This window comes from Embleya sp. AB8, assembly GCF_049739465.1.
Classification (GTDB): domain Bacteria; phylum Actinomycetota; class Actinomycetes; order Streptomycetales; family Streptomycetaceae; genus Embleya.
This window is the reverse complement of record NZ_JBMHHY010000013.1, coordinates 171,300-196,710: the sequence shown is the minus strand read 5'-3', so window position 1 is coordinate 196,710 and position 25,411 is coordinate 171,300. Positions and strand designations below refer to the sequence as shown.

24 protein-coding genes are annotated in these 25,411 nt (G+C 71.4%); 10 read left to right on the top strand and 14 right to left on the bottom strand.

Annotation, left to right across the window (positions count from 1 at the left end; translation table 11 throughout):
- Positions 1 to 13: 13 nt before the first annotated feature.
- The 8 genes from ABIA38_RS20925 to ABIA38_RS20890 form a co-directional block, all read right to left on the bottom strand.
- Entirely contained in the window at positions 14 to 223 is a 210-nt protein-coding gene (locus ABIA38_RS20925) for a CsbD family protein (protein WP_424640240.1), read from the bottom strand.
- Positions 224 to 330: 107 nt separating this feature from the next.
- Positions 331 to 1,743, bottom strand: a complete 1,413-nt coding sequence (locus tag ABIA38_RS20920) for a family 2B encapsulin nanocompartment shell protein (RefSeq protein WP_424640239.1) — start codon at positions 1,741 to 1,743, stop codon at positions 331 to 333.
- 266 nt (positions 1,744 to 2,009) lie between these two features.
- Complete coding sequence (alc, locus tag ABIA38_RS20915) at positions 2,010 to 3,056, bottom strand: allantoicase (protein ID WP_424640238.1); 1,047 nt, start codon at positions 3,054 to 3,056, stop codon at positions 2,010 to 2,012.
- Positions 3,057 to 3,156: 100 nt separating this feature from the next.
- Entirely contained in the window at positions 3,157 to 4,500 is a 1,344-nt protein-coding gene (allB, locus tag ABIA38_RS20910) for an allantoinase AllB (RefSeq protein WP_424640237.1), read from the bottom strand.
- Positions 4,497 to 5,669: a glycerate kinase gene (locus tag ABIA38_RS20905; protein WP_424640236.1), complete on the bottom strand. Its 1,173-nt coding sequence runs from the start codon at positions 5,667 to 5,669 to the stop codon at positions 4,497 to 4,499. Before ABIA38_RS20905 ends, allB begins: the two co-directional genes overlap by 4 nt.
- 45 nt (positions 5,670 to 5,714) lie before the next feature.
- Complete coding sequence (gene gcl / locus ABIA38_RS20900) at positions 5,715 to 7,430, bottom strand: glyoxylate carboligase (protein WP_424640235.1); 1,716 nt, start codon at positions 7,428 to 7,430, stop codon at positions 5,715 to 5,717.
- The gene (locus ABIA38_RS20895; protein WP_424640234.1) at positions 7,430 to 8,377 is read right to left on the bottom strand and encodes a 2-hydroxy-3-oxopropionate reductase; all 948 of its coding nucleotides are present in this window, start codon (positions 8,375 to 8,377) and stop codon (positions 7,430 to 7,432) included. Before ABIA38_RS20895 ends, gcl begins: the two co-directional genes overlap by 1 nt.
- A complete protein-coding gene (locus tag ABIA38_RS20890) occupies positions 8,374 to 9,213 on the bottom strand; it encodes a hydroxypyruvate isomerase family protein (RefSeq protein ID WP_424640233.1) in 840 nt (279 codons plus the stop codon). The genes ABIA38_RS20895 and ABIA38_RS20890 overlap by 4 nt, the downstream gene beginning before the upstream one ends.
- A 132-nt stretch (positions 9,214 to 9,345) precedes the next feature.
- Here ABIA38_RS20890 and ABIA38_RS20885 point away from each other — a divergent pair, with 132 nt between their 5' ends.
- The 6 genes from ABIA38_RS20885 (at position 9,346) to ABIA38_RS20860 (ending at position 13,478) form a co-directional block, all read left to right on the top strand.
- Positions 9,346 to 9,645: a thiamine-binding protein gene (locus ABIA38_RS20885; RefSeq protein ID WP_424640232.1), complete on the top strand. Its 300-nt coding sequence runs from the start codon at positions 9,346 to 9,348 to the stop codon at positions 9,643 to 9,645.
- Entirely contained in the window at positions 9,642 to 10,004 is a 363-nt protein-coding gene (locus tag ABIA38_RS20880; RefSeq protein ID WP_424640231.1) for a helix-turn-helix domain-containing protein, read from the top strand. Before ABIA38_RS20885 ends, ABIA38_RS20880 begins: the two co-directional genes overlap by 4 nt.
- 271 nt (positions 10,005 to 10,275) lie before the next feature.
- Complete coding sequence (gene uraD / locus ABIA38_RS20875) at positions 10,276 to 10,788, top strand: 2-oxo-4-hydroxy-4-carboxy-5-ureidoimidazoline decarboxylase (protein WP_424640230.1); 513 nt, start codon at positions 10,276 to 10,278, stop codon at positions 10,786 to 10,788.
- Entirely contained in the window at positions 10,785 to 11,126 is a 342-nt protein-coding gene (gene uraH / locus ABIA38_RS20870) for a hydroxyisourate hydrolase (RefSeq protein ID WP_424640229.1), read from the top strand. Before uraD ends, uraH begins: the two co-directional genes overlap by 4 nt.
- A gap of 5 nt (positions 11,127 to 11,131) precedes the next feature.
- On the top strand, positions 11,132 to 12,046 hold the full coding sequence (gene pucL, locus ABIA38_RS20865; protein WP_424640228.1) for a factor-independent urate hydroxylase: 915 nt from the start codon (positions 11,132 to 11,134) through the stop codon (positions 12,044 to 12,046).
- A gap of 43 nt (positions 12,047 to 12,089) precedes the next feature.
- The gene (locus ABIA38_RS20860) at positions 12,090 to 13,478 is read left to right on the top strand and encodes an 8-oxoguanine deaminase (protein ID WP_424640227.1); all 1,389 of its coding nucleotides are present in this window, start codon (positions 12,090 to 12,092) and stop codon (positions 13,476 to 13,478) included.
- A gap of 98 nt (positions 13,479 to 13,576) precedes the next feature.
- Here the strand turns inward: ABIA38_RS20860 and ABIA38_RS20855 are convergent, their stop codons facing one another.
- Positions 13,577 to 15,331, bottom strand: coding sequence for an L-lactate permease (locus ABIA38_RS20855; protein ID WP_424640226.1), 1,755 nt, complete (start codon positions 15,329 to 15,331; stop codon positions 13,577 to 13,579).
- A gap of 231 nt (positions 15,332 to 15,562) precedes the next feature.
- The gene (locus ABIA38_RS20850) at positions 15,563 to 16,318 is read right to left on the bottom strand and encodes an IclR family transcriptional regulator (protein WP_424640225.1); all 756 of its coding nucleotides are present in this window, start codon (positions 16,316 to 16,318) and stop codon (positions 15,563 to 15,565) included.
- Positions 16,319 to 16,453: 135 nt separating this feature from the next.
- Here ABIA38_RS20850 and ABIA38_RS20845 point away from each other — a divergent pair, with 135 nt between their 5' ends.
- On the top strand, positions 16,454 to 17,620 hold the full coding sequence (locus tag ABIA38_RS20845; protein WP_424640224.1) for a pyridoxal-phosphate-dependent aminotransferase family protein: 1,167 nt from the start codon (positions 16,454 to 16,456) through the stop codon (positions 17,618 to 17,620).
- A gap of 112 nt (positions 17,621 to 17,732) precedes the next feature.
- On the top strand, positions 17,733 to 20,693 hold the full coding sequence (locus ABIA38_RS20840) for an FAD-binding and (Fe-S)-binding domain-containing protein (RefSeq protein ID WP_424640223.1): 2,961 nt from the start codon (positions 17,733 to 17,735) through the stop codon (positions 20,691 to 20,693).
- Here ABIA38_RS20840 and ABIA38_RS20835 read toward each other — a convergent pair.
- The 3 genes from ABIA38_RS20835 to aceB all read right to left on the bottom strand — a co-directional run bounded on the left by ABIA38_RS20835 (position 20,676) and on the right by aceB (position 23,306).
- The gene (locus ABIA38_RS20835) at positions 20,676 to 21,050 is read right to left on the bottom strand and encodes a hypothetical protein (protein WP_424640222.1); all 375 of its coding nucleotides are present in this window, start codon (positions 21,048 to 21,050) and stop codon (positions 20,676 to 20,678) included. The two genes, ABIA38_RS20840 and ABIA38_RS20835, sit on opposite strands and share 18 nt — an antisense overlap.
- Before the next feature lie 79 nt (positions 21,051 to 21,129).
- On the bottom strand, positions 21,130 to 21,519 hold the full coding sequence (locus ABIA38_RS20830; RefSeq protein ID WP_424640221.1) for an allophanate hydrolase-related protein: 390 nt from the start codon (positions 21,517 to 21,519) through the stop codon (positions 21,130 to 21,132).
- A 167-nt stretch (positions 21,520 to 21,686) separates the two neighbouring features.
- Positions 21,687 to 23,306: a malate synthase A gene (aceB, locus tag ABIA38_RS20825; protein WP_424640220.1), complete on the bottom strand. Its 1,620-nt coding sequence runs from the start codon at positions 23,304 to 23,306 to the stop codon at positions 21,687 to 21,689.
- Between the two features lie 106 nt (positions 23,307 to 23,412).
- Here aceB and ABIA38_RS20820 point away from each other — a divergent pair, with 106 nt between their 5' ends.
- Positions 23,413 to 24,216: an IclR family transcriptional regulator gene (locus ABIA38_RS20820; protein WP_424640219.1), complete on the top strand. Its 804-nt coding sequence runs from the start codon at positions 23,413 to 23,415 to the stop codon at positions 24,214 to 24,216.
- Positions 24,217 to 24,273: 57 nt separating this feature from the next.
- Positions 24,274 to 25,053: an SDR family NAD(P)-dependent oxidoreductase gene (locus ABIA38_RS20815; protein ID WP_424640218.1), complete on the top strand. Its 780-nt coding sequence runs from the start codon at positions 24,274 to 24,276 to the stop codon at positions 25,051 to 25,053.
- 166 nt (positions 25,054 to 25,219) lie between these two features.
- Here the strand turns inward: ABIA38_RS20815 and ABIA38_RS20810 are convergent, their stop codons facing one another.
- Positions 25,220 to 25,396, bottom strand: coding sequence for a hypothetical protein (locus ABIA38_RS20810; RefSeq protein WP_424640217.1), 177 nt, complete (start codon positions 25,394 to 25,396; stop codon positions 25,220 to 25,222).
- Positions 25,397 to 25,411: the final 15 nt, after the last annotated feature.

Below are 25,411 nucleotides of genomic sequence, written 5' to 3'. Positions count from 1 at the left end.
CAACGTGTGTGGATCAGTCGCGTTTCAGGGAGCCCTTGATCTTGTTGATGGCCTCGGTGGCCTTCTCCTTGGCGCCCTCGACCGCTTCCTTGGCCTTGGCCGAGCCCTGCTGCTGTCGACCCTCGTCGCGCAGGTCCTTGTCGTCGGTGGCCTCGCCGAGCTTTTCCTTGGCCTTGCCGCCGGCGTCCTCGGCCTTGTTGCGGATGTTGTCGCCGATACCCATGTCGCGGGCCTCCTGTCGCGGTTGACCGTGCGCGTCCGTTGTGCGCGACACGTCCGGCCCGACGTATAACCGCAATCGACCCGTTTGACACCCGTTCGTGACCTTGCTCACCGCTCTCGGGCGATCTCCACGTTCTCCAGGACACCCAGCGCGTCCGGCACCAGGACCGCGGCCGAGTAGTACGCGGTGACCAGATAGGAGATCAGCGCCTGCTCGTTGATGCCCATGAACCGCACCGACAGGCCGGGCTGGTACTCGTCCGGCAGACCGGTCTGATGCAGGCCCACCACACCCTGGTCCTCCTCGCCGGTGCGCAGCACCAGGATCGAACTGGTGCGCGCCTCGGAGATCGGGATCTTGTTGCACGGGAAGATCGGTACGCCGCGCCAGGCCGGGATCTGGTTGCCACCCACGTCGACCGTGGTCGGGTAGAGGCCCAGCCGGCTGCACTCGCGGCCGAACGCGGCGATCGTGCGCGGGTGGGCCAGGAACAGCCGGGAGCCGCGCCGGCGGCTGAGCAGCTCGTCCATGTCGTCCGGCGTCGGCGGGCCCGCGTGCGCCTGGATCCGCTGCTCGTAGTCCGCGTTGTGCAGCAGACCGAACTCGCGGTTGTTGATCAGCTCGTGTTCCTGCCGCTCGCGCAGCGCCTCGATGGTCAGTCGCAACTGTTGCTCGATCTGGTCCATCGGCTGGTTGTACAGATCCGCGACCCGGCTGTGCACACGCAACACGGTCTGCGCCGCGCTGAGTTCGTATTCGCGCGGGTTGACCTCGTAGTCCACGTAGCTGCCCGGCAGCACCGCCTCGCCGTGGTGGCCGGCGGACATCGGGATGTCCGCCTCGCCCTTGGCGTTCTGCGGCCGGCTGCTGCCCTCCGCGTAGGCCGCCAGATGCTCGCGCAGCGCGTCCGCCTGGACCGCGTCGAACGCGTCCCTGGCCATCTCCAACACGATCACCGATGTGGCCGCGGTGGCCGTGTAGTCCCAGGTCGCGTCCCGGTCGACGAGCATCGCCTCGCCGAAGTGGTCGCCGTCGCCGTGCAGTCCGAGCAGCGTGCGGTCACCGAAGCGACCCTCGCCGAAGCGGTTGATCTTGCCGTGCGCGACCAGGTAGACCCGGTCGTTCGGCTCGCCGATCGTCGCGAGGTTGTCTCCCGCCGCGTATTCGCGCTGCACGAAACGGTCGGCCAGCGCGCGCAGCACGTCCTCGTCCTCGAATCCGCGCAGCGGGGCGAGCTCGCCCAACTCCGCCGGAATCACCCGGACCCGGTCTCCGGTCTGGACGAACTGCACCCGCCCGTCGCCCACCCGGTAGCTCAACCGCCGGTTGACCCGGTAGGTGCCACCCGACACCTGCACCCACGGCAACATCTTCAGCAGCCAACGGGAGGTGATGTCCTGCATCTGCGGGACGGTCTTGGTGGTGGTCGCGAGATTGCGCGCCGCCTCCGTCGCGAGACTCGAACGAGTTTGCGCGTCCTGCGCCTCACTGTCGGTGCCAGCCCCAGCATCGATCGACAACGGTTCCGCCTCCCCTGAATGACCCGGTCTTCGCGGTCAATCGTTGCCTCTGCGGCCACTGCCGGCCATTACCCGAACGAGTGAGACTGGAGAGGCGCCGGAGTGGCTATGTAGCTACGGAGTTCCGTGCTTTTCCCGATGCGCGCCCGGGCGCACTCGGTCCGAACGGCCGAGCGCACGCCCCCGGCGTTCGTGGCCGTCGAGGGGCGCGTGCCGGCCCGACCCGATCGGGCCGGCCTTCGGGACGGATTCGCGAAATACGGGGGTCAGCCGGTGACGTCGAGTCGGCCGCGCAGCCCGGCCAGGCCCGCCTCGGTCAGCCGGCCCGGCAGCCGCAATCGGGCCACCCCGCCATCCGGGAAGACCTCGATCCGCACGTGCGTGACCGGCGGTACGTCGGCGAACCGGAACCGGTGCCGGGTGTCCGGCTGGACCCGGGTGCGCGGCAGCAGTTCGAACCACACGTCCGGGTCCACGCTCGCGTCGCGGCCGACCAGCGCGACCCAACCCGGCGCGTTGCCCAGGTAGTTGTCGATGTCGATCTCGGCGGCGAGTACCTCGGCCTGCCCGATCAGCCGCACCCGCACCCAGTCGTGCCCGAGGTCGCGGCGCCGCCGGGTCTCCCAGCCCTCGCCCATCACCCGCGAGCGGCCCGGCGCGTTGAGGTGGTGCGGCGAGGAGAAGTAGCGGTCGCTGGCCGCCTCGGCCACCGCGCCGTACTCCTGCGCCGCGAGGTCCACGGTGAGCCCGTCCAGCCAGGCCGGATCGGGCACCGCCTCGCCGTACACGCGCAGCCGGGCCACCCCGCCGTCGGGGAAGATGTTCAGCCGCACATGGGTGAACCGCCGCTCGGCGGTGACCTCGAACGTATGGGCCGTGTCACCCTTGAGGTCGGTGCGCGCGACGATCGTGGTCCACTCCACGGCGGGGTCGAGCAGTTCCTCGACCGACGGTGTCCCGGACAACGCAGCGGCCTGAACCGAGCCGGTCAGCGGGAAGTTGCCGGTGAAGTACGCGGTGTCGACCAGCACACCGCGCACCACGCCGGGCACGCCCAGCCGGACGATCGCCCAGTCGTGCTCGTCCGGTCCGGGATGCGGATGCTCGGCCGAGGCGCCGCGCCGGCGGCGGGTTTCCCAGCCGTCCATGAGCTGGCCCTTGGGCCCGAACGTGTGCGGCGCGAAGACCGGCGGCTCCGGCTTGAGCAGGTTCTCCTTCTCGGCGAACCACTCGTCGTTGGCCGCCACGACGCCGGCGCCGAGGGCGCGCGCGGCCAGGTTGACGTATTCGGTGAAATCGGTGGTCCCGGTCATCGGTCGATCTCCGGATTCCGTGCGGGAGTTGGCGAAGGACTCGGTGGTCACTCGCCGCCCGGAGGACCGTGGCCGCGCAGTCGGCGCATGGCCGCGGTGATCACGCGGTTGTCTTCGTCCGGTCCAGGAGCCGCCCGCGCGGGCTGCCGTATACATCCACGGGGGCCCCGGCGAGCCACGTGGTGCGGACCACGCCGGTGAGCGCGCGGCCGGCGTACGGGGTCACCGGGTTGCGGTGGTGGAGGCCGGCCGGATCGACGGTGAACACCGCGTCCGGGTCGAACGCGACCAGGTCCGCGTCGTACCCCGGCGCGATCGTGCCCTTGCGGGCCAGGCCGACCAGTTCGGCCGGGCCGCTCGACATCAGCGCGACCACCTCGGCCAGCCCGATCCCGCGTGCCCTGGCCTCGGTCCACACCGTCGGCAGGCCCAGTTGCAGCGACGCGATGCCGCCCCACGCGGCGGCGAAGTCGCCGCTGTCGAGCCGCTTGAGGTCGGCGGTGCACGGCGAGTGGTCGGAGACCACGGCGGCGAACGAGCCCGCCTCGATCCCGCGCCACAACCGGTCGCGGTTGTCCTCGGAGCGGATCGGCGGGCAACACTTGAACGCCGTGTCCCCCACCGGCACCGCCTCGGCGACCAGGGTCAGATAGTGCGGGCAGGTCTCGGCGGTGACCGCGATCCCGTTCGCCCGGGCGGCGTCCAGGAGCGGCAACACCTGCGCCGAGGACACGTGCAGGACGTGTACCCGGGCCCCGGTGCGCCGCGCGGTGTCCAGGAGTTGCCCGACCGCGACCGTCTCCGCCGCGTCCGGCCGGGACGCGAGATAGTCGGCGTACGCCCGGCCGGGCACCCGCGGCGCGGCGTCGAGGATCCGCGGCGCCTCGGCGTGGATGATCGCCAACGCGCCGAGCCGGGCCTGTTCGGTCAGCGCCTCGGCCAGTTCGGCCGCGTCCAGGTGCGGGAACTCGTCCACGCCGGACGGCGCCAGGAAACTCTTGAAGCCGTACACACCGGCCCGGTACAGCGGTTCGAGGTCGCCGGTATTGCCCGGGATCGCGCCGCCCCAAAAGCCCACGTCCACATAGACCCGGCCGCGCGCCACATCCTGCTTGACCCGCAGCGCGTCGACCGTGACGGTGGCCGGGATCGAGTTGAGCGGCATGTCGATCAGCGTGGTGACGCCACCGGCCGCCGCCGCCCGGGTCGCGCTGGTGAAGCCCTCCCACGCGGTGCGGCCCGGCTCGTTGATGTGCACGTGGGTGTCCACCAGGCCGGGCAGCAGCGCGAGTTCGCCCAGGTCCTCGACCGGTGCGCCGGCGGCGGTGCGGTGCGGCAGCACATCCGCGATCCGGTCGCCGGCCAGGACCACGTCGGCCGGGTGTTCCCCGGTCGGGGTGCACACGCGGCGCGAGCGCAGTATGCGAGTGGCGGCGTGGGTCACGACGCATCCTCCGAATCGGTCGGGTCGGTCGGGTCCATCGGGTCGGCCGGGCCCATCGGCCCCGTCGGGTCGGTCAACAGGTCTCGGGCCAGCAACTCGCCTGCCTGCTCTACGAGTTCCTTGGCGTGCGTGATGCTGTCCGGGCCCAGGTCGGCCAGCGCGTAGGCGGCCATGATGCCCGCCGCGTCGAGTTGGGCCCCGCTCAGCTCGATCCGGCCGCACACCACCGCCACGGGTACCCCCCGGGCCCGGGCGGCGGCCGCGACCCCCGCCGGCGCCTTGCCGTGCAGGGTCTGGCCGTCCAGGCTGCCCTCCCCGGTGACCACGAGCCGGGCCCCGTCCAGCAGTTCGTCGAAGCCGAGCAGTTCGAGCAACAGCCCGATGCCGGGCCGCACGGTCGCGCCGAGCAGCGCCAAGGCGCCGTAACCGGCCCCACCGGCCGCGCCGGCGCCGGGTACGTCGGCCAGTTCCGGCGCGACCACCTCGGCCCAGCGCGCCAACGCCGCCTCCAGGATCCGTACCTCGTCCGGCGTGGCCCCCTTCTGCGGCCCGTACACCGCCGCAGCCCCCTTCGGCCCGAGCAGCGGATTGTCCACGTCCGAGGCGATCACCACCTCGACCCCGGCCAACCGGGCCGCCAGGTCGCCCCGCTCGATCCGGTCCAGGCGCGCCAACGCGGCCCCACCCGGCGGCAGTTCGCGGCCCGCCGCGTCCAGGAGCCGTACCCCCAGCGCCCGGGCCAGGCCGGAGCCTCCGTCGGTGGAGGCGGAGCCGCCGAGCCCGAGCACGATCCGGGTGCAGCCCAACTCCACCGCGCGGCCGATCAGTTCACCCACCCCGGCGGTGTCCGCGGTCAGCGGCGCCGGCCCCGAGGGCAGCCGGGCCGGCCCCGAGGATTCGGCCAGTTCGACCACGGCGGTCCGCCCGCGCACCGCGAGCGCCGCGTCCACGGGCTGCCCGGTGGGACCGCCGACCCGCACCGGGATCCGGGTGAAGCCGGCCGCCACGGCGGCGTCCACGGTGCCCTCGCCGCCGTCGGCGATCGGCACCATCCGGACCTCCGCGTCCGGCCGTACCCGCCGGATCCCGGCCGCGATCCCGACCGTGGCCTGTACCGCGGTCAGTGTCCCCTTGAACTTGTCGGGGGCCAGGACGACGACCGGTCCCATACCTTCGCTCCTTCGGATCACGGGCCAACACGCCGAAACTTCCCGCTACGGAACCGGCTCGAACTCCTTGACCGCGTCGATCGCGGGCCCGTGCGGCGTATTCGCCTCGCGCTCGATCATGATCTCCACCAGGACCGGCCGCGACGTGCGCTGCGCCTCCTTGCGGGCCCACTCCAGCGTGGCGCGGATGTCGTCCGGCTCGACCACCCGCTTCCCGGCGCAGCCGTATGCCTCCATCAACTTGACGTGGTCCGTGCCGACCTCGTCGTAGTGGATGTCGACCTGGTAGTTCATCCCGTACGGGATCGACGCCTGGCGGATCAGGCCCAGATACTCGTTGTTGATCATCACGATCACGAACGGCACGTGGTACTGCGCGGCGACGGCGAGTTCCTCGACCAGGTATTGGAAGCCGTAGTCGCCGACGATGCCGACCACCTCGGCGTTCGGGTCGCTGTGCTTGAGCGCCTTCTTGACCCCGATCGCCGCCGGGATCTCCCAGCCGAGCGGGCCGGCCTGGCCGCAGACCTGGTAGTGGCGCGGCTTGTAAGCCTTCTGGTGCTGGCCGCCCCAGATCTGGTAGAGGCCGATCGCGGTGACGAAATAGGTGTCCGCGTCGAAGACCTCGTTGATCTCCTTGTACACGCGCGGTGCCTTGATCGGCACGGTGTCGAAGTCCTCGCGCCGGGTCAGCGTGGCGCGCAACTCCTGGATTCGGGCCACCCACCCACCCGCCTCGCGGCGGACGCCGCGCTCGCGCGCGGTGGCCAGGATCGCCTGGAGGAAGTGTCGGGTGTCCGAGACGATGCCCAGGTCCGGTTCGAACACCTTGCCGATCTGGGTCGGTTCGATGTCCACGTGGATGAACGTGCGGGTGCCTCGGTAGACGTCCAGCGTGCCGGTGTGCCGGTCGCCGAAGCGCGCGCCGAGCGCGAGTACCAGGTCGGCTTCCAGGAACGAGGCGTTGCCGTAGCGCTGCGAGGTCTGTACGCCGGTCATCCCGCTGTAGAGCGCGTGGTCCTCGTCGATCGAGCCCTTGCCCATCAGGGTGACCTGGACCGGGATCTGCAACAGTTCGGCGAGTTCGACCAGTTCCTCGTGCGCCTCGCCGATGATCACCCCGCCGCCGGAGAGCAGCAGCGGGCGTTCGGCGGCGAGCAGCAGATCCAGGGCGGCGTCCACGCGCGGCTGGTGCGGGAGCACCTCGTTGACCGGGAGTGGTGCGTCCACCTCCGAGTCCCACCAGATCTCCTGCCGTTGCACGTCCAGCGGCAGGTCGATGAGCACCGGGCCGGGCCGCCCGGAGCGGGCCAGGCGAAATGCCTCACGGAAGATCCAGGGGGCCTGTGCGGCCTCCTTGACCTGCACGGACCACTTGGTCACCGGCTTGGCGATCGCGACGATGTCGACCGCCTGGAACGCCTCCTGGTGCAGCTTGGCGGAGACCGCCTGGCCGGTGACGCAGACGATCGGGATGGAGTCGGCGAGCGCGGTGTACAGGCCGGTGATCATATTCGTCCCGGCCGGTCCGGAGGTGCCGATCGCGACGCCGACCCCGCCGTTGGTACGCGCCCAGCCGTCCGCCATGTGGGTGGCGCCCTCTTCATGCCGGACGATCAGGTGCTCGATCCCGCCGACCGCCTCGAGCGCCGCGTAGAGCGGCAGGATGGCCGCGCCGGGGCAGCCGAACGCGGTGTCCACGCCCTCCGACTTGAGCACCTCCACGACGGCGTTCATGACCGGAACACGACGGGGTGCCATCAGCTGTCTCCCTGCTTCGAGCCTTGCTTCGAACCCTGCTGCGCACCGCCGGCCCCGGGGCCGCCGTTGAGCCGTTCCAGGCCGAGCAACAGTCCCGAGTGGTCCAACCCGCCGCCACCCTGCGCGCGCAGCGATGCGACGAGTTGCGCGGTGAGGCCGGCCAGCGGCAGCACCAGATCGAATTCGCGGGCCGAATCGCTGACGATCCCCATGTCCTTGTGGTGCAGGTCGATCCGGAACCCGGGCTTGAAGTCGCGGTCGCGCATCCCCCGGCCCTTACGATCCAGGACCGTACTGCCGGCCAGACCGCCCGCGAGCACCCTCAGGCCCGCCTCGGTGTCCACACCCGCGCGCTCCAGGAACAGCAGTGCCTCGGCGACGAGTTGTATGTTGCCCGCGACGATCAGCTGATTCGCGGCCTTGACGGTCTGGCCCGCGCCGTGCGGACCGACGTGCACGATGGTCTTGCCGAGCGCCTCGAACAGCGGCAGGGCCGCGGCGAAGTCCTCGGCCGGGCCGCCGACCATGATGGAGAGCACCGCCTCGATCGCGCCGGCCTCACCGCCGCTGACCGGGGCGTCCAGCACCCGCAACTCGCGCTCGGCGCCCGCCTCGGCGACCGCGATCGAGGTACTGGGCTTGATCGAGCTCATGTCGATCACCAGGGTGCCCGGCGCGACGGTCTCCAGCACCCCGCCCGGGCCGTACATCACCGCCTCGACGTGCGGATCGGCCGGGACCATGGTGATCACCACGTCCGTGTCGCGCACCGCCTCGGCGAGGTCGCTCGCGCCCTTGCCGCCGACCGCGATCAGCCGGTCGATCGCGGCCCGTTCCAGGTTGAACCCGGTCACCTCGTGGCCGGCCCGGACCAGGTGGGCGGCCATCGGGCCACCCATGATGCCGAGGCCGACGAAGCCGATCCTCTTCTTGTTCGCGCCGGTCATCCGGCCCCTCCCTCGATGTCGCGCAGCTCGCGCAGCCGGCCGAAGCTGTCCGCGCTCGGTCCGACGGGCTTGTACTCCAGGCCGACGCGCCCGGTGTAGCCGGCGGCGACGAGTCGGCGGAACAGGTCTTCGAAGTCCAGCTCGCCGGTGCCGGGTTGCCCGCGCCCGGGGGTGTCGGCGAGCTGTACGTGGCCGAACCGGTCGGCGTACGCGTCGATCCCGGCGGCGAGGTCCTCGCCGTTGCGGGCGAGGTGGTACACGTCGTACAGGAGGGCTGTATTGGCCAGGCCGGTCTCCGCGTTGACCTTGTCCACGACCGCGACCGCGTCGGCCGCGGTGACCAGCGGGTAGCGCGGATTCTCCGCCGTGTTGAGCGCCTCGATCAGCACCACCGCGCCGATCCGGTCGGCGGCTGCGGCGGCCGACGCGAGGTTTTCCAGGGCGAGTTCGTCCTGGGCCCGCGGGTCGACGTCGGGCTCACGGTTGCCGTACAGCGCGTTCAGCGCGCGGCAGCCCAGGCTCGCGGCGAAGCCGGTGGCGACGTCGATGTTGGCCCGGAAGCGCGCCGATGCGGCCGGCCGGGACAACAGGCCGCGGTCGCCGGCGGGCATGTCGCCGGCGTCGAAGTTCAGGCCGACCAGGTCGACCCCGGCGTCCCGGATCGCCCGGGAGAGCGCGTCGAGTTCGGCGTCGGCGGGGGTCGGGCCTGCGAACGGCCACCACAGCTCGATCTCGGTGAAGCCGGCCGCGGCAGCGGCGGCGGGCCGGTCGAGGAGCGGGAGTTCGGTGAAGAGGATCGAGAGATTGATGTCGAAGCGCAGCTCACGAGCGCTCACGGGACCACCTCTTCCACGTCGATTCCACAATGCGGAAGTAAGATTCTGCTCACCGGAATCATGTCACGCACCTTCAACGATTTGTCAAGAGCGAGGGCGTCGGACGCCAGGGCGCGGCACTAGGGTTCGGGCGTGCGATTGCGAATGGAGTTCTCGACCGAGCCGTTCGACCTGGACGGCGTGCCGCCGCACGCCCTGGCGGCGCGGCGGGTGATCGAGGAGGCGGGCCTGGACGTCGAGGTGGGCCCCTTCGGCACCACCGCCGAGGGTGACGCGGAGACCGTCCTGGCCGCGCTCGACCGGGTCTACCGAGGTGCCCTCGCGGTCGGCGCGACCCGGATCTCGGTACAGCTCACCGCCGTCCCGGAAGCCTCAGCCCCGGAAGCCTCGGCAGCCCCGGAAGCCTCGGAAACCCCCGGAGCCGGCTCGTGAGCCCCGCCGAGCACCCGCTGTCCGCCGCGATCAAGCCCCTGGTCACCGCGATCGGCGCGCAACTGGTCCCGGCGGCGGAGGCCGGCCCCGAGGACATCGTGCTCGACTGGGACGGCGCCCCGGCCGTCGCCGTGCGACTCCCCGGCCTGGGCACCGCGCTCGACCGCCTGCTGGCCGACGCGGAACGCCAGTACGGCGTCCTGGCCGACCTGAACCGCGAGGACAAACAACGCGTCGTCCGCACCCTCGAACAACGCGGCGCCTTCACCGTCCGGCACGGCGTGGAAACGGTCGCGGCGGCCCTCGGGGTCAGCCGCTTCACCGTCTACAACTACCTCAACCGGGAGCAGCGCGGCTGACCCGGCCGCCCGCCGCACCGCCTCGACCGGACCCGCCACGCGACCCGCCGCCCGACCGAAGTCCCGGTCGGGCGGCGGCATTTCGACACCTCTCCCGTCGGGTCCCGACACCCCGACCCGCGATCCACCGACAACCGTGATCGACTTCAACAAACTGTTGACGTCGTGGATTCGCAACGCCTAGCGTTCCAGCCGGCGCCGCATCCGGGTAGTGGCTCGGGATGGGACCCGCCTGCGGGCGGGTTCGCCCGGCGCGTGAGGAGGTTTCCGGATGTCCGCGACCCCAATGTCCGCAACCCCGGGGCTCGATCGCCTCAACGGCGCACCCGCCGACGAGGCGATTCGGCTGCTCGGGGACGTGTGTGCGAGTCGGGCCTGGATCGGCGCGCTGCTCGCCGCGCGACCCTACGCCGATGCCGACGCGGTGTACGCCGGCTCGGATCGGGCGATCGCCGCGCTCACCGCCGATGATCTCCGGGAGGCGATCGACGGGCACGCCGTGATCGGTCGGCCCCGCCACGACGATCCGCAGTCGGCGCGCGAGCAGGCCGGGGTGCACCGGGCGGGTGACGCGGTGTCGGCCGGACTGCGGGACGGGAACATCGCGTACGAACGGCGGTTCGGGCGGGTCTTCCTGATCTGCGCAAGCGGTCGCGGAGCCGCCGAACTGCTGGCCGAACTGCGTCACCGACTCGACAACGACCCGGCGTCGGAGTGGGAGGTCACCCGCGAGGAGTTGCGGAGGATCAACCGCCTGCGCCTCGAAGGGCTGATCTCCGCGTGATCTCCACCCACGTCCTGGACACCAGCGAGGGCCGACCGGCCGCCGGCGTCCCGGTCGAACTGGCCCGCCGCACCGCCGACGGAAGCTGGCTCGTGCTCGGCTCGTCGGCGACGAACACCGACGGCCGCTGCCCGGATCTGCCGCCGCTGGGCGTCGATTCGGCCGCCGGCCCGGTCGACGTGCAACTCGTGTTCGACATCGCCGCGTATCGCCGGGCCCGCGGCGAGACGCCGTTCTTCCCCGAGGTCCGGGTGGTCTTCACCGCCGACCCCGGCACCCGCTACCACGTACCGCTCTTGCTCAACCCGTACGGATATTCCGTCTATCGAGGGAGCTGACAACCATGCCGATGGTGCTCGGCCAGAACCAGTACGGAAAGGCGGAGACCCGCGTGGTCCGGGTCCGCCGCGCCACCGAACGGCACGAGATCAAGGACCTCAACGTCAGCGTCGCGCTGTCGGGCGACCTGTCCGACACCCACCTCACCGGCGGCAACGGCCGCGTATTGCCCACCGACACGATGAAGAACACCGTGTACGCCTTCGCCCGGGAACACGGCATCGACTCGGCCGAGGCCTACGGGGTGCGCCTGGCCCGACACTTCGTCGAGTCGCAGCCCAGTATCACCCGGGCCCGGGTCCGGATCGAGGAATACCCCTGGAACCGGATCACCGCGGCCGAGTCGCGCAGGCGATTCGTCGGCGCGGACGAGATCCAACACTCGTTCGCCCGGGACGGCGGCGAGATCCGCACCACCGAGATCGTCTGGGCGGACGGCCGGGTCCGGGTGATCTCCGGACTCAAGGAGCTGACCGTACTGAACACGACCTCCTCCGAGTTCCGGGGCTACCTCAAGGACCGCTACACCACCCTCCGGGAGGCCTACGACCGGATCCTGGCCACCGAGGTCACCGCCCGCTGGCGGTTCTCCTTCGACGCGAGCGACGAGGCGGCCGAGCCGAACTGGGAACGCTCGTACGCCCAGGTCCGCCGGCACCTGTTGGAAGCCTTCGCCGAGACCTACTCCCACTCGCTCCAACAGACCCTGTACGCGATGGCCGACCGGGTGCTGACCTACCGTCACGAGGTGGACGAGGTACGGCTGTCGCTGCCGAACAAGCACCACTTCCCGGTCGACCTCGAGCAGTTCGGCCTGAAGAACGACAAGGAGGTGTACTACGCCGCCGATCGACCCTACGGTCTGATCGAGGGCACGGTGCACCGCGAGGGTGTCACCCCACTGATCCCGGTGGACTGACCACCCGTTCGCCCGTTGGACCGCTGCCGCAAGGGAACCGCCCATGTCTGTGGAGAGCTCCGCCCACACCGCCGCGCCCAGGCGCGTGGTGATCGAGAACTGCGCGATCGCGACCGTGGACGCGCGGGACACCGAGTACACCTCCGGCCACCTCGTGGTCGCGGGCAACCGCATCGAATCGCTCGGCTCCGGGCCCGCGCCGGCCGGCCTCGAACACGTGGCCCGCCGCATCGACGGCACCGGCCACCTGGTCACCCCGGGCCTGGTCAACACGCACCACCACTTCTACCAGTGGATCACCCGCGGTCTGGCCCAGGACCGCAACCTCTTCGACTGGCTCGTCACGCTCTACCCCCTCTGGGCCGGCATCGACGACGAGATGTGTTACGCCGCCGCCCAGGGTTCGGCCGCCGCGCTGTTGCGCTCGGGCTGTACCACCTCCACCGACCACGCCTACGTCTTCCCCAAGGGCGGCGGCGACATCCTGGGCGCGGAGATCCGCGCGTTGGCCGAACTGGGGATGCGCTTCCAACCCACCCGGGGCTCGATGGACCTGGGCGAATCGCACGGCGGACTGCCGCCGGACACGTGCGTCGAGGACACCGACGCGGCACTGGCCGCGACCGCCGAGGCGATCGACCGTTGGCACGACCCGTCCTTCGACTCGATGCTCCGGGTCACCGCCGCGCCCTGCTCGCCGTTCTCGGTCACCCGCGAACTGCTGCGTGGTGCCGCCGAGTTGGCCCGCGCCAAGGGCGTTCGCCTGCACACCCACGGGGCCGAGACGGTCGAGGAGGAGGCGTTCTGTCGGGAGAAGTTCGGCATGGGCCCCACCGACTACCTGGAGAGCGTGGGTTGGCTGGGCGAGGACGTGTGGATGGCGCACTGCGTACATCTGAACGACTCGGACATCACCAAGTTCGCCGCCACCGGCACCGGAGTCGCGCACTGCCCGTCGTCCAACGCCCGGGTGGCCGCGGGCATCGCCCGGGTTCCGGACCTGCTCGCGGCCGGCGTCCCGGTCGGCCTGGGCGTGGACGGCGCCGCCTCCAACGAGTCCGGCGAACTGGGTGCGGAACTGCGCAACGCGCTGCTGATCGCCCGGCTGCGGGGCGGCCCGGCCGCGCTGACCGTCCGGCAGTCGTTGCGGCTTGGCACGATGGGCGGTGCGAAGGTACTCGGCCGGGAGCACGAGATCGGCTCCCTGGAACCGGGCAAGCTCGCCGACCTGGCCATGTGGCGGCTGGACGGCGTGTCGCACGCGGGCCTCGCCGACCCGGTCGCGGCCCTGGTGCTGGGCGCGGCGGCACCGTTGACCCTGCTCCTGGTGAACGGCCGGGAGGTGGTCGAACAGGGCGCGCTGTCCCGGGTCGACGAGGAGGAGATCGCCCGCAACGTGACCCGCGCGGTCACCCGCCTGCACGGCGGATAGCCGCCCGGGCAACACCCGACACACCGGCACACCGGCACGCGGCCGAGCCCCCAGGGGACTTCGGCCGCATGCCGGCTCGCCGTCGGCAGCCCGCACCCTCACGGGACCATCCAGCCCAGCACCGACGTGGACTGCAGCCAGGCCAGCACGCACAACACGGCCAGCACCCCCAGACTCCAGCCGATCACCTTGCGCAGGATGTCCCCCTCCCGCCCGGACAGGCCGACCGCGCTCGCCGCGATCACCAGGTTCTGCATGGCCGCCGCCTTGCCCTGCACGCCGCCGGTGCTGTTCGTGGCGGCCATCAGCAGCGGCGAGATGCCGACCTCCTTGGCCGCCGACACCTGCATCGCCCCGAACAGCGCGTTGGACGAGGTGTCCGAGCCGGTCAGCGCCACGCCGAACCAGCCGAGCAGGCCGGACAGCAGGGCGAACGCACTGCCCGCGCCGGCGAACCAGGTGCCGAGGGACAGGGCCATCCCGGACAGGTTCATCACGTAGGACAGCGCGAGGATGCAGGCGATCGTCACCGTGGCCCAGCGGATCTGGTGGAACGCCTCGCCGTAGCAACGCAGCGCCCGTCCCGGCGACACCCGCAACACCAGGATCGTCAGCAGCCCGGTGAGCAGCAACATCGTCCCGGCCGCGCCCAGCCAGTGGAAGTCGAACGTGGTGATCGAGACCGGTTTCCCGGTGTGCCCCACCACGTCCAACCCCGGCCAGTGGAACGAGACATCCTGCTCGTCCACGAACCGCGAGACCGGTCCCCGGTAGGACACCAGCGCGAACAGCACGGTGAGGATCGCGTACGGCGAGAACGCCTTCAGCACCTCCCGCCGAGGATCGTGCACGGGTCGAGGTGCCGCCTCCCCGCGCGGTGCGACCCACGCCCCGGGGCCGGCCGAGGGCTGCCCGGCACCGGAGCCGCCCGCGGTCGCGACCACGACCGGTCCGGCGTCGACCACGACCGGCTCGGCACCGGCCGCGGCGGTCGTCCCGAAAGACACCGATTCGGGCTTCGCCAAAGCCGGTTCCACCGATCCCCGAGGACGCCACCAGCGCAGCAGCGACACCACCGCCGCCATCGACACCAACGCGGCGACCAGGTCGGTGAGTTGATACGCGAAGTAGTTCGAGCACAGGAACTGCCCGATGCCGAAGCCCAGTCCGGCGGTCAACGCCACCGGCCACACCTCGCGCAGTCCCCGCCGGCCGTCGAGGATCAGCAACAAGGCGAACGGCACCAGGACCGAGATGATCGCCGATTGTCGACCGACCATGACGCCGATGTCGTGTTCGGAGTACGAGGTGACCTTGGCCAGGGTCTGGATCGGATTGCCCACCGAACCGAAGGCCGCCGGCGCGGTGTTGGCGAAGACCGCGATCGCCGCCGCCTTCAGCGGCTCGAGGCCCAGGGTGAGCAGGAGCAATGAGGTGATCGCGATCGGCGTGCCGAATCCGGAGAGCGATTCGATCATCGCGCCGAAGCAGAAGGCGATCAGCACGGCCTGGATCCGGATGTCCGCGGACACCGACGAGAAGGTGCGCCCGATGATGTCGAAGTGCCCGGAGGCGCGCTGGAGTTTGTTGATCCACACCGCGTTGAGCACGATCCACACGATCGGGAACAGCCCGAAGACCGCCCCCTCGGCGGCCCCGTCGGCGGCGAGGTGGAACGGCATGTCGTAGCCGGCGACGGCGATCAGCACGGCGGTGCCGAGGCCGGTCAGCGCGGCCCAGTGCGACCGCATCCGCACGATGCCCAGGAGCACGAGCAGGACCAGGAGCGGAGCCGAGGCGAGGAGTGCGCTGAGGGCGAGGTTGTCCAAGGGGTTGGTGACCTGGCGGTACACGGATGGGTCTCGCTTTCTCCAGTCGAGCGGTGACTGTGGCGGCAAGAGCACTCGATCCGTCCGCGAGCGAACGATCAGCGATGGAGGCAGCGGTCGATCGACGGACGAACGACATGGGGATTCCGCGATACGGAATCAGCTTTCCGGTGTGCGGTAAGCATGAGATGACCCACGTGCGCCGTCAAGGGGTGAATTTCCCGACCCGGAAATCCCCTCGCGCGTCCCGGCCGGTCAGCCGACCCCCGATCCGCGGCGCACTTCCGCGCCGATCCGCTTGGCCGCCTCGGCGACCAGGGACCCGTGCACGGCCCGCAGTTCCTCGGTCGTTCGGCTGGTCGGGACGTTGATGCTGACGCTCGCGACGGGCAGTCCGGACTCCCCGAGCACGGCCGCCGCCACCGCCGAGACGTCGGCCCGCCACTCGCCGCCGTTGGTCGCGTAGCCGAGCTCGCGAATCCGCGCCAACTCGGCGCGCAGCCGCGCCGGATCGATGATCGTGGTACCGGTGTAGGACGCCAACCCGTCGGCGATCCGGCGCTCGACCACCTCCGCCGGGCTCGCCGCGAGCAACGCCTTGCCGTTGGCCGACGCGTGCACCGGCAGGATCTGGCCCAGCGGCAGGATGATCCGCACCGGCTGGGAGGTCTCCAGCCGCTCGATCAGCACCACATTGCCGCCCTCGGGCACCGCCAGGTGCACCGTCTCGTCGGTCTGCCGGCGCAGTTCCTCCATCACCGGCACCGCGACATCGCGCAGTCCCAGCTCGCCGGTGGCATGTCGGCCGACGTGCAGCGCCTTGGTGGTGATCGCCCACCTGGTCGGCGCGCCGCCGGTGGGCCGAAGCCAACCCGCCTCGTGCAGCGTGAGCAGCGCGCGCTGGACCGAGCTCTTCGGCAGGTCCATCGCGCGGGCCAACTCCGCGACGCCGATCGGCTGTCGCGCCGCGACCTCCTCGAGCACCGCCAACGCGTTGAGCACGTTCTTCATCGAGCAATCCCCCGATCCGCACGCCGACCGAGCGCAAACCATTGACGCGCCCAGGAGGCCGTGCCTAGGCTCCGCCGTGCCGTCTTACGATACGCCGTGCCGTCTCACGGCACAACTCTGGGAAGGTCGACTCCCGTGACCTGGAACAGCGGACGCCATTTCCTCCAGATCCCCGGTCCCACCAACGTCCCCGACCGGGTCCTGCGCGCCATGTCGGCGCCCACGATCGACCACCGGGGGCCCGAGTTCGCCGCCCTGACGCTGCGGCTGCTCGCCGCGCTGAAGCCGGTGTTCGGCACGTCGGGACCGGTGGTGATCTACCCGGCTTCGGGCACCGGCGCGTGGGAGGCCGCACTGGTCAACACGCTCTCCCCCGGCGACCGGGTGTTGTGCTTCGAGACCGGCCACTTCGCCACCCTCTGGCAGGAGATGGCCCGCGCGCTCGGCCTGACCGTCGACGTCGTCCCCGGCGACTGGCGGCACGGCGCCGACCCCGGGCAACTCGCCCACGCGCTGGCCGCCGACCCGGCGCACACGATCAAGGCGGTCTGCGTGGTGCACAACGAGACCTCCACCGGGGTGACCAGCCGCATCCCCGAACTGCGCGACGCGCTGGACACGGCCGGCCACCCGGCCCTGCTCCTGGTCGACACCATCTCGTCGCTGGCCTCGATCGACTACCGGCACGACGAGTGGGGCGTCGACGTCACCGTGGCCGGCTCGCAGAAGGGCCTGATGTTGCCGCCCGGCCTGAGCTTCAACGCGATCAGCGACAAGGCCCTCGCCGCGGCGCAAAGCGCGCTGCTGCCGAGGTCGTTCTGGCACTGGGCGCCGATCCTGGCGGCGAACCGACGCGGCCACTTCCCGTACACCCCCGCCACCAACCTGCTCTTCGGCCTGGCCGAGGCACTGGCCATGCTCGACGCCGAGGGCCTGCCGAACGTGTTCGCCCGACACGCCCGGCACGCCGCGGCGACCCGGGCGGCGGTCCGCGGCTGGGGGCTCGAAGTGCTGTGCGCGGACGAGCGCGAGTACTCCGGATCGTTGACCGCCGTACTGCTCCCCGAGGGCCACGACGCGGACAAACTGCGCGAGGTGATCCTGGACCGGTTCGACCTGTCGCTCGGCTCGGGCCTGGGCCGGCTCGGCGGCAAGGTCTTCCGGATCGGCCACCTCGGCCACTTCAACGACGTGACCCTGGCGGGCACCCTGGCCGGCGTACAGATGGGCCTCGAACTGGCCGGCGTGCCGATCGACCCGGCCGGCCTGGGCGCCGCGCTGGACGTGCTGCGCCCACGCTGACCGCGCGGCCCGCGACGCGCGTACCGACCGCGACGACCAAGCCGCCCGCACCGACCGCGCCGCCCACCGCCACCGGCCGCCCCGTCCCCCCGGCACCTGGAGCCCGCACCCCATGACCGCGACCCACGAGCCCGCCGCCGGCCCAAAATCCCCCGCCGCCACCCGCGACCTCGAACAGCACCTCCGCCGGGATCTGGCCGGCGAAGTCGCCTTCGACGACTACACCCGCCACCTGTTCGCGAGCGACGCGAGCATGTACGAGATCCCACCGCTCGGCGTGGTCTTCCCCCGCGACGCGGACGACGTCCAGGCCGCGGTGGTGGCCGCGATCGAGCACGGGGTGTCCCTCCTGCCGCGCGGCGCCGGCACCAGTCTGGCCGGCCAGACCGTCGGCCCGGGGCTGATCCTGGACCTGTCCCGACACCTGAACCGGATCGTCGAGCTCGACCCCGACGCGCGCACCGCACTGGTCGAACCCGGCGTGGTGCAGGACCGGCTCAACCACGCCGCTGCGCCGCACGGCCTGATGTTCGGCCCGGACACCTCCACCGGCAATCGGGCCACCATCGGCGGCATGATCGGCAACAACTCGGCGGGCAGCGGCTCACTGCGCCACGGGATGACCATCGACCACATCCGCGAACTCGACGTCGTACTCTCCGACGCGAGCCGCACCCACCTGGCCCCGCTCACCGAGGCCGAGCGCCGCCGCCGGGCCGAGGCAACCACCCTGGACGGCCGGATCCACCGCGAACTCCCGCGCATCGTCGCGGCCAACGCGTCCGCGATCGCCGACGGCTTCCCGCAGTTCTGGCGCCGCGCCTGCGGCTACCGGCTCGACCGCCTGGCCGACCCGACGGACCCCGACGCCCCCTTCGACCCGGCCAAGTTCGTGGTCGGCTCGGAGGGCACCCTGGTCGTGGCCACCCGCGCGCTGGTCGACCTGGTCCCGCGCCCCACCCGTACGGTGATCGCGGTCGGCCACTTCACCTCCGTCGCCGCCGCCATCGAGGCCACCGAGGACGCGCTGGCCTGCGATCCGGCCGCGGTGGAGCTGATGGACCGGGTGATCCTGGACCTGTCCCGGCAACGCATCGAATACGCCTCGCTCGGCACGCTGCTCGAAGGCGCCCCCGAGGCCCTGCTGTTCGTCACCTTCAGCGGCGACGACGAGGCCGAACTGCGCGGCCGACTCCGGCGACTCGGCACCTTGTGGACCCGACACCGGCACGGCTACCACACCCTCCAGGCGATCACCCCCGGCGCACAGGGCGCACTGCTCAAGGTGCGCAAGGCGAGCCTGGGCCTGCTGATGGCCGCCGGCGAGGGCACCCGCCGCCCGCACGCCTTCGTCGAGGACACCGCGGTGCATCCGGTGCATCTGGCCGCCTACACCCGCCGGTTCAAGGAGGTGCTGGACCGGCACGGGCTGACCGCGGGCTTCTACGGCCACTGCTCCGTCGGTTGCCTGCACATCCGCCCGTTCGTCGACCTCGCCGATCCCGCGCAGGTGGTCACCATGCGGGCGGTCGCCGAGGAGATCAAGGATCTGGTCGCCGAGTACGGCGGGGTCAACTCCAGCGAGCACGGCGACGGGCTGGCCCGCAGCGAGTTCAACCGGCAGATCTTCGGCGACGAACTCTACGAGGCGATGCGCCGGGTCAAACGGCTGTTCGACCCCGACAACCGGATGAACCCGGGCAAGATCGTGGACGCGCCGTCGATGACCGACAACCTGCGCGACCGTGCCCCGCTGCCCGAAGTCGGCCCGCGTACCCGACTCGACTTCGAGGTGATCGGCGGGATGCGCGGCGCCGCCGACCGCTGCATGAACATCGGGCTGTGCCGAAAAACCGGCTCCGGCGCGATGTGCCCCTCCTATATGGCCACCCGAAACGAGGAGCACTCCACCCGAGGTCGAGCCAACGCACTCGTCAAGGCCCTCTCCGAGCCGGACCCCCACCGCGCCCTTGGCGACGAACGGCTGCACGAGATCCTCGACCTGTGCCTGATGTGCAAGGCCTGCAAGAGCGAATGCCCGCTCGGCGTGGACATCGCCACCCTCAAGGCGGAGACCCTCTCCCATCACCACGACCTGCACGGAATCCCGCTGCGCTCACGGGTGTTCGGCGCCATCCGACTGCTCAACCGGCTCGGCTCGGCGGGTGCCCCACTGACCAACCTGCCCGGCCGGATCGGCCCACTGCGCCGACTCCTGGAGCGCCGACTGGGCATCACCGCCGCCCGCCCCCTACCGGTCTTCGCCCGCGACAACCTGATCCGCTGGTTCGGCCGCCGCCCGCGCCGCACCACACCCGCACCCCTCGGCCAAGTCACCTTCCTGGCCGACTCGTTCACCACCTACACCGAGCCCGAGATCGGCCGGGCCGCCCTCGAACTGCTCGAACTCGCAGGCTGGCAGCCGCAGTTGGCAAGTTTCGGGTGTTGCGGCCGAGCCGCGCTGTCCAAGGGCCTGGTCGACGACGCCAAGGCCAAGGCCCTCGACCTCGCACACACCCTGGCCGCCGGCACCGAACCGAACACCCCGATCGTCGGCTGCGAACCCTCGTGCCTGCTGACCCTGAAAGCGGAACACGTGGCCATGCATCCGGACGATCCGCAGGTCCGCGAGGTCGCCGGTCGGGTGCGCCAAGTCGAGGAGTTGCTGGTCGAGGCGATCGACGCGGGGCACCTGCGACTGCGCGGCGACGCGTGGCCGGCCGGCCGCCGACTCCTCTATCAGGGCCACTGTCACCAGAAGGCCGAGGTCGGTACGGCCGCCACGATCGCGCTGCTGGGCCGCATCCCCGGCGCCGAGGTGGTCGAACTCGACGCGGGCTGCTGCGGAATGGCCGGCTCGTTCGGCTTCGAGGCCGAGCACTACGACGTATCGATGACCGTCGGCGGCGATCGGCTCTTCCCGGCCATCGCCGCCGAACCCGAGGACACCGTCCTGGTCGCCACGGGCGTGTCATGCCGACAGCAGATCCGACACGGCGGCGGGCGACGCGCATGGCATCCGGTCGAGCTGATCCGAGCCGCGCTCGACGAGCCGTCAGTCGCCGGAGGTTGATCCCTTGGCCTGGTCGAGCGACGCCCTGCCGATCAGCGCCAGCGGTACGGTCGCGCACTTCGTGGCCGAGGCCACCGTCATGGTCCGCACCCCGGTCCGCCCGGCGATGTCCAGGAGGCGGGCCGCGTCGCACAGATACGGCTCGGCGTGCGGCACGTCCCGGGCGCAGATCGTCGCGTCCACGAACGCGGGCAACCACGGGAGCCCGTCCTGCCCCTGGATGAACACCACCGACCCGGTGTCGTCGACCGGGACGACCACGCCGGCAGCAACGATCGCGGCCGGCAGCTCGGCGGGGTCGATCTCCTCGTCGGCGCGGTCGAGGATGGCGGCCAGGGTCGGGTTCGCGGCAGTCATACCGTGATCATATGGGCGCCGCCGCCCCCGCCCGCGCCGGCGCGGGGGCGGACCCGCCCCGCGCCCGGCGGCCCCGGGGCTACGCCTCGCGTCCGAGCGTGCGCAGATACGCCCGCCAGCCGCCGAACTCGGTGATCTCCTTGTGTCGACCCGATTCGAGCTCGCCGCGCCGCAGGATCATCGAGAAGCAAGCCGACCCGTCCACCAGCTTGATGATGCCGAATTCCAACTCGGCCGGCTCGGTGGGCAGCAGACCGTCCCGCAGCACCTCGTCCGCGACCTCGTAGACCTCGCCCTCGATCTGCGCGGCGCCGCCCGGGTCGGGCAGCAGACCCGGGCAGCGGTCGCCGATCGAGAAGAACCGGTATCCGGGCGCGGTGCGGGTCCGCGCGAGCAGCGGTGCGCCGTCGAGGTGGTGGTGGAACGGACCACCCTCCATCGCCTGGCCGTTGAGGAACATGCGTGCCATGTGCTTCTCCTGTCCGAGCCGTGCGGGGGTCGAGGAGTTTTCGAGGCGTGCGGTGCGCAGGCGCCGTGCGTGCGGAACGGCCGGGCCCGCCCGATTGCACGCGCCCCACGACCGCCGGGGTGGGCCCGGCCGTTCCGCGTCGGTGGGGGATGGACGAACGGCTCGACTCAGTCGAGGAGTTCACATCCCGGCAGGGTGAGGAAGTCGACGAACTCCTCGGCGAGGGCCACCTCGAGGAACAGCTCGCGCGCGTCCGTCCAGCGGCCCGCCTCGAAGTTGTCGTCGCCCAAGTCCTCGCGCAGCGCGCCCAGTTCCTCGACGACCAGGCGCCGGACCAGGTCCGAGGTGACCTTCTCGCCGGTGTCCGCGAGCAGCACGCCGTTGTTGATCCACTGCCACACCTGGGAGCGGGAGATCTCGGCGGTGGCCACGTCCTCCATCAGGCCGAACACGGCGACCGCGCCGTGGCCGCGCAACCACGCCTCCAGGTAGCGCAGCCCCACCCCGACCGCGCCGTGCAGCCCGGCGCGGGTCGGCGCGCCCTCCGCCGAGGCCACGTCGAGCAGCTGATCCGCCGTCACCTCGACCTCGTCGCGGGTACGTTCGAGCTGGTTCGGCCGATCGCCGAGCACCGCGTCGAACGCCTCGCGGCAGACCGGCACCAGGTCGGGGTGGGCCACCCAGGACCCGTCGAACCCGTCCCCGGCCTCGCGGTCCTTGTCCTCGCGCACCTTGGCCAGAGCCGCCGCGTTGGCCGCCGCGTCGCGCCGCGAGGGGATCACCGCGGCCATTCCGCCGATCGCGTGCGCGCCGCGCCGGTGACAGGTGCGCACCAGCAGTTCGGTGTACGCGCGCATGAACGGCGCGGTCATCGTCACCGCGTTGCGGTCCGGCAGGACGAACGCATCGCCCGCGTCCCGGAAGTTCTTCACGATGCTGAACAGGTAGTCCCACCGGCCCGCGTTCAACCCCGAGGCGTGCTCGCGCAGTTCGTGGAGGATCTCGTCCATCTCGAACGCGGCGGTGATCGTCTCGATCAGTACGGTGGCCCGAATCGTGCCGCGCGGGATGTCCAGCAGATCCTGCGCGTGCGCGAACACCTCGTTCCAGAGCCGGGCTTCGAGGTGGCTCTCCAGCTTGGGCAGGTAGAAGTACGGCCCGAGCCCCCGGTCGAGCAGCCGCGCCGCGTTGTGGAAGAAGTACAGCCCGAAGTCGACCAGCGCGCCGGCCGCGGGTGTCCCGTCGACCAGGATGTGCCGCTCGTCCAGGTGCCACCCGCGCGGGCGCATCACCACGGTGGCCAGTTCCTCGTCCGGACGCAGCCGATACGTCTTGCCCTCGGCGGTGGCGAAGTCGATCCGTCGGTCGTAGGCGTCGATCAGGTTGAGCTGGTGCGCGACCACGTTGTGCCAGGTGGGCGCGGAGGCGTCCTCGAAGTCGGCGAGCCAGATCCGCGCGCCGGAGTTGAGCGCGTTGATCGTCATCTTGCGGTCCGCCGGGCCGGTGATCTCCACCCGACGGTCGCGCAGCGCGGGCGGCGCCTCGGCGACGCGCCAGTCACCGGCGCGCACGTCGGCGGTCTCGGGCAGGAAGTCGAGCCGGCCGGTGCGGGCGATCTCCGCGCGCCGGGCCCGTCGGCGGGCGAGCAGTTCGTCGCGTCGACCGCCGAACCGGCGCTGGAGGCTCGCCACGAAGCGCAGCGCCTCGGTGGTGAGCACCTCGTCCGCACGCGGCACCGAGCCGCCGGACGCGGTGCCGTGCTTGACCACGATGGCCGGTGCACTCATGGGTGGCTCTCCTTCGCCCTCGACGTTCTTTTGTAGAGTGGACATTAGTTTCCGAGAAACGGAAGTTCAACAATGTGTTGAACAAATTCTTGACGGAGGATCGTCGGTGGCCGCAGAGAACCCGGGCAACAACGGCACGAGCGGCGGCGTCCAGTCCCTGGAACGTGCGTTCGACCTCCTCGAACTGCTCGCCGACGCCGGCGGAGTGCTCACGCTCAGCGAACTGGCCGCGCGTTCAGGATTGCCCATGCCCACCATCCACCGCCTGGTACGCACGCTCGTGTCGCTGGGATATCTGCGCCAGGACGCGTCGCGCCGCTACACCCTGGGCCCGAGGCTGATCCGCCTCGGCGAGACCGCCGGGCGCCTGCTCGGCAGTTGGGCCCGGCCGTATCTGGCCGAACTGATGGAGGCCACCGGCGAGAGCGCCAACCTCGCGGTCCTGGAGGCGGGCGAGGTGGTCTACGTCGGCCAGGTACCCAGCCGGCACTCGATGCGGATGTTCACCGAGGTCGGCCGGCGTGTACAGCCGCACTGCACCGCGGTCGGCAAGGTGCTGCTCGCCCAACTGCCCGAGGCCGATGCCGCGCGGGTCCTGGGCGGTCGCCCGCTGGCCTCACACACCGAGCACACCGTCACCGATCCGGCCGAGCTGCTCGCCCAGTTCCCCGGGATCCGGGCCCGGGGCTATGCGATCGACGACCAGGAACAGGAACTCGGCGTGCGCTGCGTCGCGGTCGTGGTACCCGGCGCGCCGACCGCGACCGCACTGTCGGTATCCGGGCCCGAGGGCCGGATACGGGCGATGGAGGAGGGCTGGATGACCACCAGGATGCAGGAGATCGCGACCCGCCTGGGCCGACGCCTGGGCGGCACCGAACCGGACCCGACCACGATCCCGGCGGACTGAACCCGGCGCGCGGGCCGCCGCGCGGTTGCCCCACCGCGCCGTCACTACGCTGGATGGATGACGACCTCACTGATCACAGGCGCCACCTCGGGGATCGGCGCCGCGTTCGCCCGGCGGCTCGCACACGAGGGGCACACGCTCGTCCTGGTCGCGCGCGACGGGGAGCGGTTGGCCGAATCCGCGCGCGAGTTGCGCACCGAGCACGGCGTGTCGGTGCAGGTGTTGGCCGCGGACCTGGCCGAGGACGAGGGCATCGCGGCCGTCGAGGCCCGGTTGGCCGATCGCGCCGCGCCGGTGGACGTACTGGTCAACAACGCCGGGTTCGGCAACCGGGGCGGCTTCCTGGACGCGTCCACCGCCGACGAGATCCGGATGCTCAAGGTGCACTGCGAGGCGGTGTTGCGGCTGACCGCCGCGGCGAGCGAGGCGATGCGCGAGCGTGGGCGCGGCTGGGTGATCAACGTCTCGTCCGTCGCGGCCTTCCTGCCGCGCGGCACGTACGGCGCGAGCAAGGCGTGGGTGGTCGGCTTCACCGAGGGCGTGGCGCGCGAACTCGCGGGCAGCGGTGTGCGGTTGATGGTGTTGTGTCCGGGCTTCGTGCGCACCGAGTTCCATCTGCGGGCCGGGATGGGCACGTCCAACATCCCCGGCTGGATGTGGCTGGACGCCGATCGGGTGGTCGCCGCGGCGATCCGCGACCTGGCGATCGGCAAGACGGTCAGCGTGCCGGACCTGCGCTACAAGGTGGTGGTCGGGCTGGCCAAGCTCACCCCGCGCGGCCTCTTCGGCTCGGTCTCCACCCGGACCGGCCGGGTCTACGGCCCGACCCGCCCGTAGGGGGTCCTCGAGCCCGGGCCCGAACACCGCCGCACACACCGAAGGCCCCACCGACACGTGGTCGATGGGGCCCTGCGGGCGCTTCCGGGCGGGGCGGGGTGACCGTCACGCCCCTCCCCCGGGCTTCCGCGAGGTTCGGGGTCGGCGTCCGAACGACGCCGGACCGTCAGCGCCGCGAGCGGCCCTTGGGCCGGTCGCTCTTGCCGCGCCGGGCGGCCTTGGTCGGGGGTTCGAGGGTGTCCGTGGACTCCGCTGCCGGAGCCGGTGCGGCGTGTGCGCGCTCGGCGTCGACGAGCAGCGAGTTCTTGTTCTGCAAATGCGGCTTCTGCTTCTGCTTGGCCATGGCCGTTCCTCCTGA

What these genes read in the sequence shown, in the direction of transcription:
- ABIA38_RS20925 (WP_424640240.1), bottom strand. Translation starts at nt 223, where the DNA reads ATGGGTATCGGCGACAACATCCGCAACAAGGCCGAGGACGCCGGCGGC.
- alc (WP_424640238.1), bottom strand. Translation starts at nt 3,056, where the DNA reads ATGACCGGGACCACCGATTTCACCGAATACGTCAACCTGGCCGCGCGC.
- ABIA38_RS20905 (WP_424640236.1), bottom strand. Translation starts at nt 5,669, where the DNA reads ATGGGACCGGTCGTCGTCCTGGCCCCCGACAAGTTCAAGGGGACACTG.
- gcl (WP_424640235.1), bottom strand. Translation starts at nt 7,430, where the DNA reads ATGGCACCCCGTCGTGTTCCGGTCATGAACGCCGTCGTGGAGGTGCTC.
- ABIA38_RS20895 (WP_424640234.1), bottom strand. Translation starts at nt 8,377, where the DNA reads ATGACCGGCGCGAACAAGAAGAGGATCGGCTTCGTCGGCCTCGGCATC.
- uraD (WP_424640230.1), top strand. Translation starts at nt 10,276, where the DNA reads ATGTCCGCGACCCCAATGTCCGCAACCCCGGGGCTCGATCGCCTCAAC.
- pucL (WP_424640228.1), top strand. Translation starts at nt 11,132, where the DNA reads ATGCCGATGGTGCTCGGCCAGAACCAGTACGGAAAGGCGGAGACCCGC.
- ABIA38_RS20860 (WP_424640227.1), top strand. Translation starts at nt 12,090, where the DNA reads ATGTCTGTGGAGAGCTCCGCCCACACCGCCGCGCCCAGGCGCGTGGTG.
- ABIA38_RS20850 (WP_424640225.1), bottom strand. Translation starts at nt 16,318, where the DNA reads ATGAAGAACGTGCTCAACGCGTTGGCGGTGCTCGAGGAGGTCGCGGCG.
- ABIA38_RS20840 (WP_424640223.1), top strand. Translation starts at nt 17,733, where the DNA reads ATGACCGCGACCCACGAGCCCGCCGCCGGCCCAAAATCCCCCGCCGCC.
- ABIA38_RS20835 (WP_424640222.1), bottom strand. Translation starts at nt 21,050, where the DNA reads ATGACTGCCGCGAACCCGACCCTGGCCGCCATCCTCGACCGCGCCGAC.
- ABIA38_RS20830 (WP_424640221.1), bottom strand. Translation starts at nt 21,519, where the DNA reads ATGGCACGCATGTTCCTCAACGGCCAGGCGATGGAGGGTGGTCCGTTC.
- aceB (WP_424640220.1), bottom strand. Translation starts at nt 23,306, where the DNA reads ATGAGTGCACCGGCCATCGTGGTCAAGCACGGCACCGCGTCCGGCGGC.
- ABIA38_RS20815 (WP_424640218.1), top strand. Translation starts at nt 24,274, where the DNA reads ATGACGACCTCACTGATCACAGGCGCCACCTCGGGGATCGGCGCCGCG.
- ABIA38_RS20810 (WP_424640217.1), bottom strand. Translation starts at nt 25,396, where the DNA reads ATGGCCAAGCAGAAGCAGAAGCCGCATTTGCAGAACAAGAACTCGCTG.